Origin of the sequence: Mesorhizobium terrae (genome assembly GCF_008727715.1) — a bacterium.
GTDB lineage: Bacteria > Pseudomonadota > Alphaproteobacteria > Rhizobiales > Rhizobiaceae > Mesorhizobium > Mesorhizobium terrae.
In genome coordinates this window covers 3,089,924-3,104,617 of record NZ_CP044218.1, presented here as the reverse complement: position 1 = coordinate 3,104,617, position 14,694 = coordinate 3,089,924, and the positions used below count along the sequence as shown (strand labels likewise).

The window sequence follows — 14,694 nt, the reverse complement described above, 5'->3', positions numbered from 1 at the left end:
TCACGCGGCCAGCGGCTTGGTCATCAGCCGGCCGAACTCCGGCCGTGGCGTGTCGTCGCCGCACAGCCGAAGGCAGTTCCAGGCGCTGGCCTGGTTGCTGGTGACGACCGGTCGGCCGATCGCCTCTTCCATGCCCGGAACAGCGAGCGCGGCGCGCAGCGCGGTGCACGAGACGAAGAGCGCGTCAGCCTGGGGATGCATTGCCTTTCGCGCGAGCTCGACAAGCGAAACTGGTGTGATGCGCGCCATCTCGCGGTCGTCCTCGAAACCGAGGCACGTGAAGCTCTGGATGTCGAAGCCATGCGCCGCGAAATAGGCGGCCATCGGCTGGCTGGTCTCGACCGTATAAGGGGTCAGGATGCTGACCCGCTGCGTGCCAAGGGCGTTGAGGCCGCGCATGCCAGCCATCGGTGGCGTCACCACCGGAATACCGGGCTTTGCCGCCTGGATCGCCGCTTCGATCTCGGCATCGCCGATCACCACGGAAGCAGACGTGCAGGAATAGCAGACGGCGTCGAGTGGCTCGTCGGGCAGGATCAGCGCTGAGCCCGCCGAAAGCGAAGGCTGCATCTTGCGCAAATTCTCCGGTGTCGTCGGATTGGCATAGGGAATACGCGCGACGTAGACGCCGATGCGCTCGCTCGCCACCATGCGGCGAAAGTCCACCTCGCTGGTGTGGTCGGTGGCCAGAGCGATCAGGCCAACGCGCTTTTCCAGCGGACGTTTGTCGAGCGCGGGGCGCGTCGTTTCGAGGCGAATCTCGGGCAACGGTTTCATGGCTTTCATCTTTCGATCCGGCCGTAGCGATGCTCCAGCCAGCGCAGCAGCATGACCGAGCAGAGGCTGATGACGAGGAAGAAGGCGCCGACCAGCGTTATCGGCTCGATGTAGCGGTAGTAGGTATTGGCGACGCTCTTGGCCTGGTTCATCAGTTCCAGAACGGTGATCGCTGAAAGCAGCGGCGTTTCCTTGAACATGGCGATGAAATAGTTGGCCAAGGCCGGGATCATCGGCGGGATCGCTTGTGGCAGGATGATGTGCGTCCAGGTGTGACGGCCGCTGAGATTGCAGGCCTTGGCCGCTTCCCATTGGCCGCGCGGCACGTTGTCGATGCCGGCGCGGTAGACCTCGGCCGTATAGGTGCCGTAGTGCAGGCCAAGGCCGATGACGCCTGCCACCAGCGGCGGCAACAGGATGCCGATGTCGGGCAGCACGTAGAAGATGAAATAGAGCTGCACCAGAAGCGGCGTGCCGCGGATGAACTCGGCAAACCAGCCGACACCGAGCGAGACGAGCCGGTTCGACGAGCGCCGCGCCAACGCTATCCCAAGCCCCACGATCGCGGCCAGGATCGAGCCCAGGACCGTCGCCAGAATGGTGATCTTCACCCCCTGGAGCAGCACCGGCATGATCTGCCGGACGAAATCCCAATCCCAATCCATTTACTTGGCCCAATCCATCAGACGCGCACTCCGTCGAGGCCACGCGCCATGCGGCGCTCCAGCGTGCGCACACCCCAGGAGATGATCAGCGCGAGAGAGAAATAGATGACCATCGCGGACAGGAACGGCGTCAACGTGCTGCCGGTCTGCGAGCGCACCACCTGCGCCTGGAAAGTGAGGTCTGCGAGCGAGATAAGCGACACGACCGATGTTGCCTTGAGCAACTCGATTGCGTTGTTGCCGAAGGTCGGCAGCATGACGAGCAGTGCCTGCGGCAGGATGACATGGCGCATGCCTTGCCAACGGCCGAGGTTGAGCGCCGTGCAGGCTTCGTATTGCTCGCGACCGACGGACAGAATGGCGCCGCGCACCACCTCCGCCCCGTAAGCGCCGACATTGAGCCCCAGCGCCAGTACGCCGGCTTGCAGCGGCGTCAACGACAAGCCGGCAAAGGGCAGCACGAAATAGGCCCAGAACAACTGCACGAAGATCGAGGTGCCGCGGAAGAATTCGATATAGGTCGTGGCAATGGCCCGCACGACGAAGAAGCGCGACAGGCGGCCCATGCCGGCAAGGAAGGCCATGATCAGCGCAAGCACCGACCCCATCAGCGTCAGCTCGATGGTGACAAGCGCCCCTTGCAATATCAGGCCGAAATAGCCGGGCCACTGGGTCATGAATTAGAGGTTTCCAACGTTTGCTCTTGGCCCGTCTTCCCGTCCAGGGGAGACAAGCCGGTTCCCCCTCCGTAGCTGCAGCGCAACTGCGGAGGACGGGCAGATGATGGGCAACGCGAACTTGCAAAAGTTTGGCACCGCCCCTCACCCGCCCCTTCGGGCCACCCTCTCCCCGCGAGCAGGGAGAAGGAAGGAAGGAGCTACTTCGCCGTGCAGAGCTTCTCACGCGTCGTCGACATCGCGGCCGCTGCCGAGAAGCCGTAGGGTTCGATGATCTTGGCGAACTCGCCGGACTTCTTCATCTTGGCGAGTTCGACGTCATAGGCATCGCGCAACGCCTCGTCGCCTTTCTTGAACGCGGCGCCGTCGCAGTAGACTGGAGCACCGACCACCGGCGCGATCACTTCGAGGTTCGGATCGCTAGCCTTCTTGAGCAGGTCGTTGATCGACAGCACGGGCAGCGAATAGGCGTCGATACGGCCGTCCTGCACCATCTTCAGGCCGCTCTGGCCATCCGGCACGACGATGACGCGATCGCGCGGCACGCCGGCGTTGAGCGCCAGCTTCTCTTCGGTGCCACCACCCGGCGCGCCGACAGTCGCCGAGGTATCCTTGGCGATGTCCTCGTAGCTCTTAAAACCCTTCGGGTTGCCCTTCTTCACCAGCAGCGCCTCTGCATCGCACAGCACCGGTTCGGAATAGACGACGGCCGCGCAACGCTCCGGCTTCATGAACAGGCCGGCGGTGACCACGTCGAAGCGGCCGGCCTGGAGGCCTGGGATCATCGCGCCATATTCGGAGATCGAGGCTACGACATCGGCGACGCCCAGCCGTTTGAAGATCTCGCGCGCCACATCAGGCGCCGCGCCCGAAACCTTGCCGTCGGCGGCCACCGCCGTATAGGGCGGCTCATTGGCGATGGCGAGGCGGGCAAAGCCCTGCGACTTCAATTTCTCGAGCTTGCTGTCATCCGCCGAACCGGCGCTCGTGGCGGCGAGCATGGCGGTCAGTGCGAGGCCGGCGACACCAGCCAGAATGCCAAGTTTCTTCATTGTTCCCAACTCCTTGTTTCTGTTTTTGGCATGCTTGGTTCGGGACGGCCGTTGGCCGTCCGTGGACAACTACGTCGCCCGTTTGCATTGCGGTCAGATACGATGTCCTGCTGCGATGATCTTCTTCAGGAAACTCTGCGTTCTCTCCTGTTTGGGATGGCGGAAAATCTCGTCGGGCTTGCCTTCCTCGACGATCCGGCCACGGTCGAAGAACAGCACGCGGTCGGCGAAGTCGTGGGCGAAGCCCATCTCGTGGGTGACGAGAAGCATCGTCATATCGGTTTCGGCGGCGAGCTTGCGCATGACGTTGAGCACCTCCTCGACCAGTTCCGGGTCGAGCGCTGAGGTGACCTCGTCGAACAGCATGATCTTGGGCGACAGCGCCAGCGCCCGCGCAATCGCCACGCGCTGCTTCTGGCCGCCGGAAAGCTGCGCCGGCATCGCCTTCGCCTTGTCGGCAAGGCCAACCATATCGAGCAGTTCCATCGCCCGCTTCTCGGCGGCGGCGCGCGCAACGCCCTTGGTCAGCATCGGTGCCAGGGTGACGTTGTCCATGACACATTTGTGCGGAAACAGATTGAAGAGCTGGAAGACCATGCCGATCTTCTGGCGCATTTTTGCCAGATGCCGCTCGTTGGCCGGCAGCAGCTGCCCGTTGCGCTCCATGTGGTAGAGCTGCTCGCCGTCGACCTCGATGTGGCCGCCGTCGATCTTCTCCAGCGTCATCAGGATGCGCAGGATCGTCGTCTTGCCGGAGCCGGACGGGCCGATCAGCGCCAGTTTCTCGCCGGGCATGACCTGCATCGACAGGCCGTCTAGCACCTTGAAGGCACCGAAGCTCTTCGAAATCGCGTCAACCTTGATAGTGGGCGTGGGCAATCTGTTTTCCCCATTCTGGAGAATGCTATGCCCTTAACGATGCGAAACACACCAAATCATGTCAATTGGGAAAATAATATCATGACAATATTTTCCGATGCGGCACAATTTCAGGGTAATCTGCGCTCTGCTTTTGCATCAGATGGCGAGCAGCAAATGCTCCGGATCGCCACGCAAAAGCTTGGCAACAACGCCGAGGCCTGCGCGCAGTTCCCCCTCGGTGGTCGATCCGAGTGAGATGCGTACGGCCGGACGCCACGGCGTGTCGGCGATGCGGAACGAAGTACCCGGTGCGATCGCCACGCCGCGTAAGCGCGCCTGCGACACAAAGCTCTCCTCCGCATGGTCGCCCGGCAACTCGAGCCACAGATGCAGCCCGTCGCGATGGGCGCGATACTCGACCCCCGCCAGCATTTCAGCCGCTATCTCCTGGCGCTGCCTCAATGCCCCACGCTGCCAATTGACCAGCTCCAGCGCCGTGCCGTCGCTCACCCAACGAGTTGCGATCTCCGCCACCATCGGCGTCGCCATCCAGTTAGAGACAAGGTGACGGTTGGCGACGGCCGCGACATAGCGGTCGGGCACGGCGAGGTAGCCGATGCGCAGGCCGGGCACGGTAATCTTGGTGAAGGAGGTGACGAAAAGCGTGCGTTCGGGCGCGAAGGCCGCGACCGCGGGCGGCCGACCTTCGACCAACGGCCCGAGCACATCGTTCTCGATGATGGCGATGTCGTGCTTGCGGGCAACGGCCGCGATCTGCTCGCGACGCGTAGCATCCATCAACGTCGCCGTCGGATTGATGACCGAAGGCTGCACGAAAACGCCGCGAATGTCGGAGAGGCGGCAGGCCTCGTCGAGCGCCTCGGGGATCAGCCCATTGCCGTCGATCGGCAGGCCTTCAAGGTTGAAGCCGAGATAGCGGGCAAGCGGGATCAGCGTGTGGTGGCCTATCGCCTCCGTGGCGACGGTAGAGCCAGGCGGCGCCACGCTCATCAGCGCCACCGTCATGCCGGCGGTGGCGCCGTTGGTGAGGCTAATGTTCTGGGGCGAGGCCTCAAGGCCGCAGAGCTTTAGCCAGTCGACCGCGACCGCGCGGTGGCGCGGAAACACCATGTTCGGCCGGAACGACAGCGCCGAACTCGCCGGCAAATTCTCGGCCAGCCAACCCAGCGCCTGCTTCAGCTTCTCCAGATGCATCGGCTCGCAGACCGGCTTCAGGATGGAAAGGTCGATGACTTCGCCCAGGCGCTCCGGGATGTAGGGCGGTTCGGGCTCGCGGTGTTGCGTCTGCACGAAACTGCCGCGGCCGACTTCGCCGGAAATCAGCCCTCGGCGGATCAATTCCTCATAGGCGCGACTGACGGTCTGCACGGAAAGTTTCAGATCGTCGGCAAGGTGGCGATGCGTCGGCAATTGCGCGCCATTGGCGAGCCGTCCGTCATGGATGGCGCGCGCGATCTGGTCGGCCAGCGAGAGATAGGCCGGACGGCGGATGAGAGCTGGATCTGGTTGCCACAATGTCATGACTTAATAGAGATCGAAATCAGTGCAATTGACAATCGAAATGTTGCGCCCTCATGGTGGCGCGAACGAAAGGCGGAACCCCGCATGGCGGTATCGAAACTTGACCCGATCGACCTCAGGATTCTCGACGCCATCCAGCGCGACGGGCGCATCACCAAGCTGGCGCTCGCGGAGAAGGTCGGTCTGTCGCCGACGCCGTGCTGGATGCGGCTGCGCAAGCTGGAGAAAGCCGGCATCGTGACCGGCTACCACGCTTCCGTGGCCATGCGCGCTATCGCGCCAGTGGCGACGGTGCTGATGGAGGTCACCCTGGCCAATCATCGCCAGGCGGACTTCGACCGTTTCGAACGCGTCGTGCGCGATGTTCCAGAAATCGTCGCCTGCTGGTCGGTCGGCGGCGGCGTTGACTACGTGCTGAAAGTCATGGCGCGCGACATCGATGCCTATCAGCGGCTGGTCGACAGCCTGCTCGAACGCGAGATCGGAATCGATCGCTACTTCACCTACATCGTCACCAAGACGGTCAAGGACGAGACCGTGCTGCCGGTGACCGACCTGCTGCCGTAACAGGGCTGGCAGGCGGAGAGATTGTCTACCGCTCGACACCAATAGAGAGAATCTCTCTACCGACAGGCGTCGAAACAGTCTCACTCTTTGCCCGGCACGGCTGATGCTTCGGCATCGAATGGAGACGCCGATGTCCGCGCATTTCGCTCGCCCGCACCGCCACGAAGCACTCGACCGGCTTGCCGATCGCCGCTTGCTACGCGATCTCGGCTATGTCGACGGCCACTGGACCGCGGGCGAAGCGGCCGCGAGTTTCGAGGTCACGGATCCGGCGACAGGCTCCACCGTGGCCTTCGTCGCAGCGCTTGACGCAGGGCAGACGACGGAAGCAGTCGACGCGGCCACCCGTGCCCTGCCCGCGTGGCGCACGGCGCTGCCGCAGGAGCGCGCCAAAATCCTGCGAAAATGGTTCAACCTGATCATCGCCGCAAAGGACGATCTGGCACTGCTGATGACGCTGGAACAGGGCAAGCCGCTGAAGGAGGCGCTTGGCGAGATCGACTATGCCGCGTCCTTCGTCGAGTGGTACGCTGAAGAAGCCAAGCGTCTCAATACCGAGAGCGTCACCAGCCATCTGCCGAATGCTCAGATGACGGTACACCGCGAACCGCTCGGCGTTGTCGGCATCGTCACGCCATGGAATTTCCCGTCGGCCATGCTCACCCGCAAGGCCGCCGCCGCTTTAGCCGCCGGCTGCACGGTGGTGGCGCATCCGTCCTCCGAAACGCCGCTCTCGGCGCTCGCTCTGGCCGAACTCGGCGAACGCGCCGGGCTGCCGGCGGGTGTTTTCAACGTCGTGATCGGCGACGCCCGCACGATTGTCAGCGCGATGTGTACCGATGCAAGGGTGCGCGCCATGAGCTTTACCGGCTCGACCGAAGTCGGCCGGCTGATCGCCGCGCAGAGCGCGCCAACGATGAAACGGCTGGTCATGGAACTCGGCGGCCATGCACCGCTGATCGTCTTCGACGACGCCGATATCGAGAAGGCGGTGGCGATTGCGCTCGACGCCAAATTCGCCACATCTGGCCAGGATTGCCTCGCCGCCAATCGCATCTATGTGCAGCGCCCGATCTACGACCGCTTTTGCGCCGCTTTTGCCCGCCGCGTCGAACAGCTTCGCACCGGCAACGGGCTCTCCGGCGATGTCGAGATCGGGCCGCTAATGCATGAACGTGCCGTCAAGAAGCTGGAAGAGCAGGTCGCCGACGCAATCGCTCGAGGCGCGCGCTGCCTGACCGGTGGCAAGCGCCATGCGGCGGGCCTGCTGTTTTACCAGCCGACGCTGTTGGTCGATGTCCCCGACGAGGCGCTGATCATGAAGGAGGAAACCTTCGGTCCGGTCGCCGCGGTGACGCTGTTCGACGATGAGGCGGAGGTTGTCGCTCGCGCCAACGCCAGCGAATATGGCCTCGTCGCCTATGTCGTGACCGAGAACGGCGCCCGGCAGGCGCGCCTGGGCCGCGCCCTGGAATACGGCATGGTTGCCATCAACCGTGTCAAGATCACCGGTGCGCCGATCCCCTTCGGCGGCGTCAAGCAGTCCGGCATCGGCCGCGAAGGCTCGCGCCACGGCCTCGAAGCCTTCACCGATCTCAAATACCTTTGCTTGGACATGACCTAAGGCCATTCCGGAAATTTCAGGAGTCAAAAAATGCTCGAACAGTCCAACGAACTCTCAGCCTGGGATCGCGACCACTTCTTCCATCCTTCGACGCATATGGGCACGCATGCGCGCGGCGAGTCGCCGGCGCGCATCATGGCCGGCGGCGAAGGCGTGACCGTTTGGGACAACACCGGCAAGAAGAGCATCGACGCCTTTGCCGGCCTCTATTGCGTCAATGTCGGCTACGGCCGCCAGAAGATCGCCGACGCCATAGCGAACCAAGCCAGGAACCTCGCCTATTACCACGCCTATGTCGGGCACGGCACCGAGGCATCGATCACCTTGGCCAAGATGATCATCGACCGCGCGCCGAAAGGCATGTCGAGGGTCTATTTCGGCCTCTCCGGTTCCGACGCCAATGAGACCAACATCAAGCTGATCTGGTACTACAACAACGTTCTGGGACGCCCCGAAAAGAAAAAGATCATCTCGCGCTGGCGCGGCTATCACGGCTCCGGCGTGATGACGGGATCGCTGACCGGCCTTGAGTTGTTCCACAACGCTTTCGACCTGCCGCGGGCGCCGATCCTGCACACCGAGGCACCGTATTATTTCCGTCGCGCCGACCGTTCGATGAGCGAGGAGCAGTTCTCGCAACATTGCGCCGACAAGCTGGAGGAGATGATCCTCGCCGAAGGCCCGGACACGGTCGCAGCCTTCATCGGCGAACCGATCCTCGGCACCGGCGGCATCGTGCCGCCGCCGGCCGGCTATTGGGAAAAGATCCAGGCCGTGCTGACCAAATATGACGTGCTGCTCATCGCCGACGAGGTGGTGACCGGCTTCGGCCGTCTCGGCACCATGTTCGGTTCCGACCACTACGGCATCAAGCCGGACCTGATCACCATCGCCAAGGGCCTGACCTCGGCTTATGCGCCGCTCTCCGGCGTGATCGTCGCCGACAAGGTCTGGCGGGTGCTGGTCAACGGTTCCGACAGGCTCGGTTCGCTGGGCCATGGCTGGACCTATTCGGCACATCCTATCTGCGTTGCCGCAGGCGTGGCCAATCTCGAACTGATCGATGAGATGGACCTAGCGCGGAATGCCAGCGAGACCGGTGCCTATTTTCGTGCCGAACTTGCCAAGGCCGTTGGCGGCCACAAACACGTCGGCGAGGTGCGCGGCGACGGCATGCTGGCAGCAGTGGAGTTCGTCAAGGATCGCGACGACCACGTCCTCTTCGACCCGGCGCTCAAGGTCGGACCGCAGATTGCCACGGCGCTTGCGGCCAATGGCGTCATCGGCCGCGCCATGCCGCAAGGTGACATCCTCGGCTTCGCTCCGCCACTCTGCCTGACACGCGAGGAGGCCGACACCATCGTCGCCAGGACCGCCGACGCGGTGAACAGCGTCTTCGCCAACATCTGAGAAGCGACATGACCGCCGTGCCCCGAACCATCCCCGCCACGATGGCCACAGTGCAACTTACTGGCCATGGCGGCCTGGAAAAGCTCGTCTACCGCACGGATGTAAAGGTGCCGGCACCGGCTGCAGGCGAGGTGCTGGTCAAGGTCAGCGTCTGTGGCATGAACAACCCCGACGCCCGGATGCGCCAGGGCGCCTATGGCACGGAGGAAGATGCCTGGGCGGTCTTGACCTGGCGCCGGCAAGGCAACACGCTGACCTTCCCGCGCATCCAGGGTACCGACATGGTGCGCACACCGTCGGCAAGGGCAAGGAGCAAGCGGTGCTCGGCATTGGCGCCGAGAGGGTGATCACGCGCGGCGTCACTGATCTGCCGGCCGCCGTCGATGAGGCGACTGGAGGCCCGCCGATCGACGTGGTTGCCGATCTTGTTGGCGGTGTCATCTTCAACAACCTGCTGCGCATCCTGCGCGCTGAAGGACGCTACACAACGGTAGGCGCTATTGTCGGTCCGGTCGTGCAACTCGACCTACGCACCGTGTATCTGAAGCAGTTGCAGTTGCTCGACTCGAGCCAAGGCACGCGAGCGGATTTCCGTCCCATCGTTCGCTATGTCGGGGCAAAGAACATCAAGCCTCTGGCCGGAGGGGTCTACAAGCTATCAGACTTCCACCGTGTCCAGACTGACTTCATGGCCAAGGGCTTTGTCGGCAAGCTTGTGGTGGCGCCGGACGCGATATGGGGCGATAGCTGAGGTCATTGACCTAGCGCGGCCAAGTCCTGCCGAGAGCAGCTGAATTAATTCTTAGTGGTGAAGCCCTACCACAACCGACATAATGTCTCACACCATCGCCACCTTCAGCGTGGCCGCCATTTATGTCCGTTTCTGGTTGCCGATAGCCCGGCGGAACGTCCGACGCGATGGCGCTTAGCTGCCATCGAACATGCAATAGAAATAGCGATCGAACTAAGCCGCAAGAATAGCGCTCACCATACGGGCGGTACGGGGTGCAAGCGTCAGCCCTATGTGGCCATGGCCGAAGGCAAGGATAACATCTCGCCCTCCCTTCGATGGCCGGATGACGGGAACGGAATCGGGCATGGACGGGCGGAAGCCGAGCCAGCTGCGGTCTGGTTCGCCAAGGGTCGGGAAAACCCGGCGAGCATTCGCAACCAGCGACTGCAGCAGCCGGGTGTTGGCCGGAGCAGCGATACCGCCGAGTTCCACCAGGCCGGCGACGCGCAGCCGGCCACGCATGGGGCACAAATAGAAGCCGTGTGCGGTCGGGCAGACCGGCCGTTCCACCGGCGGCTTCTCCATGTCGAACTCGATATGGTAGCCGCGCTCCGTGTCGAGGCGGACCGGATCGCCGATCTGGGCCGCCAGCCTTTGGGAATGTGCGCCTGCGGAGATGACCACGGCTCGCGCGCCGATCTCGAACGGCCCGGCCAGGATGCGGACCCCGGCGGACGCACGCGCGATCGTGTGCGCGCAAGCCGGCACGAATTCGACACCCGCCCTGCGGGCCGCCATCGAAAGACGGCGCATCGTCTCGCCCGGATCGACGAGATTGATCGCATCGGGAAAGAACAGGCCGCCGCCCTCGACAGGCGTCAGCCGGGGTTCCAGTCGCAGCACCTCGTCGGGCGAGAGCAGCTCCAGGGCAACGCCGTAGCTGCGGCGCAGCGCGATGTCTGTCGCGGCTGCCTGGAAAGCCTTGCGGGTCTGGTAAAGATAGAGGCAGCCTTCCGCCGAGAGCAGGTCCGATGCACCGATTTGCGCCGCGAACTCCCGCCATGCCGCCGGGGCGTCGGACAGGAGTTCCGCAATGCGGCGGGTGTTGTCACGGTAGCGGTGCGGCAGCGATTCATAGGCGAAGCGCGCCAGCCACGGAAACAGGGCGGGCAAGGCGGCGGCGCGGATCGACAGGGGGCTGTCCGCGTCGAACAGCAGCGGCAGCAGGTTGCGCAGGACCGAGGGCGTGCCCACCGGCAGGACCGCATAGTCCGCGATAGTGCCGGCATTGCCGTAGGAGGCACCGCTGCCCGGCTCGTTCGGCTCGATCACCACGACCTCGCGGCCGTCGGCGCGAAGCCGAAGCGCAATTGCCAGACCGATGACGCCGCCGCCGATCACGGCGACGTCGGTCGAAATCCTGCTCATCTGATTCATACCAGGTTGGGAGGGGGACGGCGCCACCACATGGCGCCGCCGGTTGTGGGGCCGACCGGTGCCGGCGTTCAGCCGGACGCTGCGTATTTGGCGACATAGGCGCGCGTGCGCGCCTCGCGTGGCCGGTCGAGCACATCCGCAGCAGTGCCTTGCTCGATGATCTTGCCGCCGTCGATGAAGACGACCCAGTCCGACACTTCCCGCGCGAAGGGCAGTTCGTGGGTGACCAGGATCATCGTCATGCCATCGGCGGCCAGTTCGCGCATGACCCGCAGCACCTCGCCGGTCGATTCCGGATCGAGCGCCGAGGTCGGCTCGTCGAACAAAAGGACAGTGGGCCCAAGCGCGAGCGCCCGGGCAATCGCCACGCGCTGCTGCTCGCCACCCGACATGCGCTCCGGATAGGCCGTCGCGCGATGTGCAAGGCCGACACGGGTGAGCAGGCGCACGGCACGCTCCACCGCCTCGCGCTCGCCGATCCCCGCAGCGTGCATCTGCGCGAGAACGACGTTCTCGACCGCTGTCAGATGCGGGAACAGGTTGAAGCGTTGGAACACCATGCCGACGCGTTGGCGCAGCTTGGCGAGGTCCTTGCATGTCACCGCCCCCCTGGCGCAGATCGCCTCGCCATTGACCTCGATGACGCCGTCGTCGGGCTGCTCAAGCAGGTTGACGCATCGCATCAGCGTCGTCTTGCCGCCGCCGCTCTGGCCGATGATGCTGACGATGCGGCCGCCCGGCACGTCGAGATCGATGCCGCCGAGCACCTGCCTGCCATCGAAGGACTTCTTGAGGCCGCGGATGGTGACGGCCGGCCTGGTGGCGGCCTCCGCTACGTTGACGATATGCTGTGTCATGCGGTTCCTCCCGCGAGCAAGGTCCTGGCCAGCCGTAACCGCCGCCGCCGCCCGCGCGACAGCGGTACGCCCGCCTGGATCGTCCGCTCCAGCCACAGCAGGCTTTGCGACAGCGGATAGCAGACCGCGAAATAGATGGCCGCGATGACGAGATAGACCTCCAGCGCCCGGAACGTCTCGGACGCGATCAGCTGCGCCTGCGTCATCAGTTCGGCCGCCGAGATCGTCACCAAGAGCGAGGTCGATTTGAGCAGGTCGACGAACATGGTGTTGGTGCCGGGTAATGCCAGCCGCAGCGCCTGTGGCAAGACGACATGGCCGAAGGTGGTGCCACGGCCAAGTCCCAGCGCCTGCGCCGCCTCGTTCTGGCCGGAATGGATGCCGGCGATGGCCGCGCGGAAGATCTCGGACAGATAGGCCGCGTAGAACAGGACGAGGCTGAGCACACCGGCGGCGAAGACGCTGAGTTTCACCCCGACCGACGGCAAGCCGAAATAGGTGACGAAGATGATCGCCAGCAGCGGGACGTTCTTGAAGACCTCCGTGTAGAGGGCGGCCGGCAGCCGGACCAGGCGCAGACGGTTGAGGCGCATCAACGCGAGCACCAGACCGAGAACCGCGGCACCGGCGAAGCTGGCGACTGTGTAGGCCAGGGTCCTGAGCAGACCCCAGCCGATATTGCCCGCGTAGTCGCTCCAGGGAACCTGGAGAAATCCGGTGAAGACATCGGAAGGGGACATTGTCCGGCCCTCCGCTCTTCAAGGGGCGATCGAGGGTGGCGACCAGTCCGCGGGACGATCGACGCCGCGGCGTTGAGCTGCCATCTCCGGCGAAGGAACCAGGAATTGCTTGGGGTCGCCGCCCCATTTGGTGATCAACGCCGAGAGCGAGCCATCCTTGTACATGGCGTCGATCTGGTCGGACACCGCCTTGGCCAGCTTGGGCGCCTCCTTCGGCAGGTAGAAGCCGGTCATGTAGGACTGGAAATACTGGTAGTCAGGATGGGCCTTGACCTCTTCGGCGGTCGGCGGCGTCAGGTATTCGACGCTGAACTTCATGTCCGGCCGCTGCTTCTGCTGGTAGACGATCAGCAACGGATCGAGGAAGCCGACATTCAGCCGACCCGACGCGAGGTCCTGGAAGACGCTGTCGGCCGAGGGATAGGTGTGCGGCGTAGCATTCGGCACCTGAGCGATCGATTTCGCCCAGACATAGCCGGTGACCGTGCCGAGGTCCTTGCCTTCCAGGCTCTTGACGTCCGGATATTTGTCGGAGCCCGCGACGGCCATGGCTGGCGGCGAATAATAGGGCGGGTCGGTGAACAGGCCGACCTTCTGGCGCGCATCCGACCAAGCGATACCGCCGATGGTGATGTCGGCGCGCCGCGACTGCACCGAGGCAAGCATGCCGGGAAAATCGGTGACGTTGACTTCCATCTTGAGGCCGAGCTTGTCGGCGACCGCGGCGAGGATATCGCTGTCCAGCCCGACCAGTCTGTCATCCTTCATCGCCGTATAAGGCATGTAGGGCTGGATGGTGACCTGGAGCACGCCGGGTTTCAGCGTTTCGAGATCCTCCGCTGAGGCCGGCTGAAACACGCCCAGCAATCCCATGCCGAAACCCAGCAAGGCAGCGAAACCTCCCTTGAGCGACGACGACGAAAATTTCCCCTTTTTCATGACCGATACCTCCCTGTCATCGTATCAATATATTTGTAATATATCGATCAGTATATTATACATATCCATTGTCAAGTGATTCTCGGCGATCGCTTCCCGGTACGGTGGAGACAAGGTGATGGACGCGCGGATGCGTGAGGGAGACGCTGATGAGGCCGGCACGACACTGGCCGAGCGCACCTACCTGCAACTGCGGGAGGACATCATCACGGTAAAGCTGGCGCCCGGCACGTTGCTGCGCGAAAGCGAGCTGATGCGGCGGCTCGACGTCGGTCGCACGCCGGTGCGCGAGGCGCTGCTGCGGCTGCAGCGCGACGGCTTCGTCGATGTCAACGGCCGCCGGGGCACCTCCGTCAGCACCATCGATATCAGTGATCTGTCGGCGATCTACGAAGCGCGCGCGACCATCGAGTCTTGGGCGACACGGCTGGCGGCGGAGCGTCTGCGCGAACCGGAACGCAGGGAGGCGCGGAAATTACTCGAGGAGCTCGCGGCTTTTTCGGATCGGCCAGAACCCGAGCCCCTGCTGGCGCTCGATCGTCGTATTCACCGCTTCATCTACCGCGCCGCCAAGAACCCCTATCTGTTCGACACGCTCGACCACTACCACAACCTGTCGCTGCGGATCCTGCATGTGGCGACGCGGCGATTCCCCGAGTTGATGTCCGGTCTCGACAAGGTCCTGCACGAGCAGACCCAGATGCTCGAAGCGGTCTGCCGCGGCGACGGCGAAACTGCCGAGCGCATCGCGCTGCATCACGTTCTGAGCTTTGAAGAGGACGTACGCAGGGTCATTTAGGTGCCAGTCGCGCT

General features: G+C 63.8%; 14 protein-coding genes and 1 pseudogene. 5 read left to right on the top strand and 10 right to left on the bottom strand.

Annotated features, from left to right (window positions below):
* From eutA to ehuR, 6 genes are all read right to left on the bottom strand, one after another.
* Positions 1-777 carry an ectoine utilization protein EutA gene (gene eutA / locus FZF13_RS16240; protein WP_024925640.1) on the bottom strand — a complete coding sequence of 259 codons (777 nt, stop codon included), beginning with the start codon at positions 775-777 and terminating at the stop codon, positions 1-3.
* Between the two features lie 5 nt (positions 778-782).
* The gene (gene ehuD, locus FZF13_RS16235; RefSeq protein WP_024925641.1) at positions 783-1,442 is read right to left on the bottom strand and encodes an ectoine/hydroxyectoine ABC transporter permease subunit EhuD; all 660 of its coding nucleotides are present in this window, start codon (positions 1,440-1,442) and stop codon (positions 783-785) included.
* A gap of 17 nt (positions 1,443-1,459) precedes the next feature.
* Positions 1,460-2,119: an ectoine/hydroxyectoine ABC transporter permease subunit EhuC gene (gene ehuC, locus FZF13_RS16230; protein WP_024925642.1), complete on the bottom strand. Its 660-nt coding sequence runs from the start codon at positions 2,117-2,119 to the stop codon at positions 1,460-1,462.
* Between the two features lie 200 nt (positions 2,120-2,319).
* Positions 2,320-3,120, bottom strand: coding sequence for an ectoine/hydroxyectoine ABC transporter substrate-binding protein EhuB (gene ehuB, locus FZF13_RS16225; protein WP_395408859.1), 801 nt, complete (start codon positions 3,118-3,120; stop codon positions 2,320-2,322).
* Positions 3,121-3,264: 144 nt separating this feature from the next.
* Positions 3,265-4,050, bottom strand: a complete 786-nt coding sequence (ehuA, locus tag FZF13_RS16220) for an ectoine/hydroxyectoine ABC transporter ATP-binding protein EhuA (RefSeq protein ID WP_024925644.1) — start codon at positions 4,048-4,050, stop codon at positions 3,265-3,267.
* Between the two features lie 138 nt (positions 4,051-4,188).
* Positions 4,189-5,574, bottom strand: coding sequence for a MocR-like ectoine utilization transcription factor EhuR (ehuR, locus tag FZF13_RS16215; RefSeq protein WP_024925645.1), 1,386 nt, complete (start codon positions 5,572-5,574; stop codon positions 4,189-4,191).
* Positions 5,575-5,658: 84 nt separating this feature from the next.
* Between ehuR and FZF13_RS16210 the strand changes: the two genes are divergently transcribed.
* From FZF13_RS16210 to FZF13_RS16195, 4 genes and pseudogenes are all read left to right on the top strand, one after another.
* The gene (locus tag FZF13_RS16210) at positions 5,659-6,141 is read left to right on the top strand and encodes an Lrp/AsnC family transcriptional regulator (RefSeq protein ID WP_036254440.1); all 483 of its coding nucleotides are present in this window, start codon (positions 5,659-5,661) and stop codon (positions 6,139-6,141) included.
* 130 nt (positions 6,142-6,271) lie between these two features.
* On the top strand, positions 6,272-7,765 hold the full coding sequence (locus FZF13_RS16205) for an NAD-dependent succinate-semialdehyde dehydrogenase (protein ID WP_024925646.1): 1,494 nt from the start codon (positions 6,272-6,274) through the stop codon (positions 7,763-7,765).
* Positions 7,766-7,795: 30 nt separating this feature from the next.
* Positions 7,796-9,175, top strand: a complete 1,380-nt coding sequence (locus tag FZF13_RS16200) for an aspartate aminotransferase family protein (protein WP_024925647.1) — start codon at positions 7,796-7,798, stop codon at positions 9,173-9,175.
* A gap of 8 nt (positions 9,176-9,183) precedes the next feature.
* Positions 9,184-9,926 (top strand): annotated as a pseudogene (locus FZF13_RS16195) (zinc-binding dehydrogenase).
* A 213-nt stretch (positions 9,927-10,139) separates the two neighbouring features.
* Here the strand turns inward: FZF13_RS16195 and FZF13_RS16190 are convergent.
* The 4 genes from FZF13_RS16190 to FZF13_RS16175 all read right to left on the bottom strand — a co-directional run bounded on the left by FZF13_RS16190 (position 10,140) and on the right by FZF13_RS16175 (position 13,881).
* Positions 10,140-11,336: an NAD(P)/FAD-dependent oxidoreductase gene (locus FZF13_RS16190; protein ID WP_024925648.1), complete on the bottom strand. Its 1,197-nt coding sequence runs from the start codon at positions 11,334-11,336 to the stop codon at positions 10,140-10,142.
* A 77-nt stretch (positions 11,337-11,413) separates the two neighbouring features.
* The gene (locus FZF13_RS16185) at positions 11,414-12,202 is read right to left on the bottom strand and encodes an amino acid ABC transporter ATP-binding protein (protein WP_024925649.1); all 789 of its coding nucleotides are present in this window, start codon (positions 12,200-12,202) and stop codon (positions 11,414-11,416) included.
* Positions 12,199-12,942, bottom strand: a complete 744-nt coding sequence (locus tag FZF13_RS16180) for an amino acid ABC transporter permease (RefSeq protein ID WP_024925650.1) — start codon at positions 12,940-12,942, stop codon at positions 12,199-12,201. Before FZF13_RS16180 ends, FZF13_RS16185 begins: the two co-directional genes overlap by 4 nt.
* Positions 12,943-12,960: 18 nt before the next feature.
* Entirely contained in the window at positions 12,961-13,881 is a 921-nt protein-coding gene (locus tag FZF13_RS16175; protein WP_024925651.1) for a substrate-binding periplasmic protein, read from the bottom strand.
* Between the two features lie 118 nt (positions 13,882-13,999).
* On the opposite strand from FZF13_RS16175, the gene FZF13_RS16170 reads away from it, so the two are divergent.
* On the top strand, positions 14,000-14,680 hold the full coding sequence (locus FZF13_RS16170; RefSeq protein WP_024925652.1) for a GntR family transcriptional regulator: 681 nt from the start codon (positions 14,000-14,002) through the stop codon (positions 14,678-14,680).
* Positions 14,681-14,694: the final 14 nt, after the last annotated feature.

What these genes read in the sequence shown, in the direction of transcription:
- eutA (WP_024925640.1), bottom strand. Translation starts at nt 777, where the DNA reads ATGAAACCGTTGCCCGAGATTCGCCTCGAAACGACGCGCCCCGCGCTC.
- ehuD (WP_024925641.1), bottom strand. Translation starts at nt 1,442, where the DNA reads ATGGATTGGGATTGGGATTTCGTCCGGCAGATCATGCCGGTGCTGCTC.
- ehuC (WP_024925642.1), bottom strand. Translation starts at nt 2,119, where the DNA reads ATGACCCAGTGGCCCGGCTATTTCGGCCTGATATTGCAAGGGGCGCTT.
- ehuB (WP_395408859.1), bottom strand. Translation starts at nt 3,120, where the DNA reads ATGCTCGCCGCCACGAGCGCCGGTTCGGCGGATGACAGCAAGCTCGAG.
- ehuR (WP_024925645.1), bottom strand. Translation starts at nt 5,574, where the DNA reads ATGACATTGTGGCAACCAGATCCAGCTCTCATCCGCCGTCCGGCCTAT.
- FZF13_RS16210 (WP_036254440.1), top strand. Translation starts at nt 5,659, where the DNA reads ATGGCGGTATCGAAACTTGACCCGATCGACCTCAGGATTCTCGACGCC.
- FZF13_RS16205 (WP_024925646.1), top strand. Translation starts at nt 6,272, where the DNA reads ATGTCCGCGCATTTCGCTCGCCCGCACCGCCACGAAGCACTCGACCGG.
- FZF13_RS16200 (WP_024925647.1), top strand. Translation starts at nt 7,796, where the DNA reads ATGCTCGAACAGTCCAACGAACTCTCAGCCTGGGATCGCGACCACTTC.
- FZF13_RS16190 (WP_024925648.1), bottom strand. Translation starts at nt 11,336, where the DNA reads ATGAGCAGGATTTCGACCGACGTCGCCGTGATCGGCGGCGGCGTCATC.
- FZF13_RS16185 (WP_024925649.1), bottom strand. Translation starts at nt 12,202, where the DNA reads ATGACACAGCATATCGTCAACGTAGCGGAGGCCGCCACCAGGCCGGCC.
- FZF13_RS16180 (WP_024925650.1), bottom strand. Translation starts at nt 12,942, where the DNA reads ATGTCCCCTTCCGATGTCTTCACCGGATTTCTCCAGGTTCCCTGGAGC.
- FZF13_RS16175 (WP_024925651.1), bottom strand. Translation starts at nt 13,881, where the DNA reads ATGAAAAAGGGGAAATTTTCGTCGTCGTCGCTCAAGGGAGGTTTCGCT.
- FZF13_RS16170 (WP_024925652.1), top strand. Translation starts at nt 14,000, where the DNA reads ATGGACGCGCGGATGCGTGAGGGAGACGCTGATGAGGCCGGCACGACA.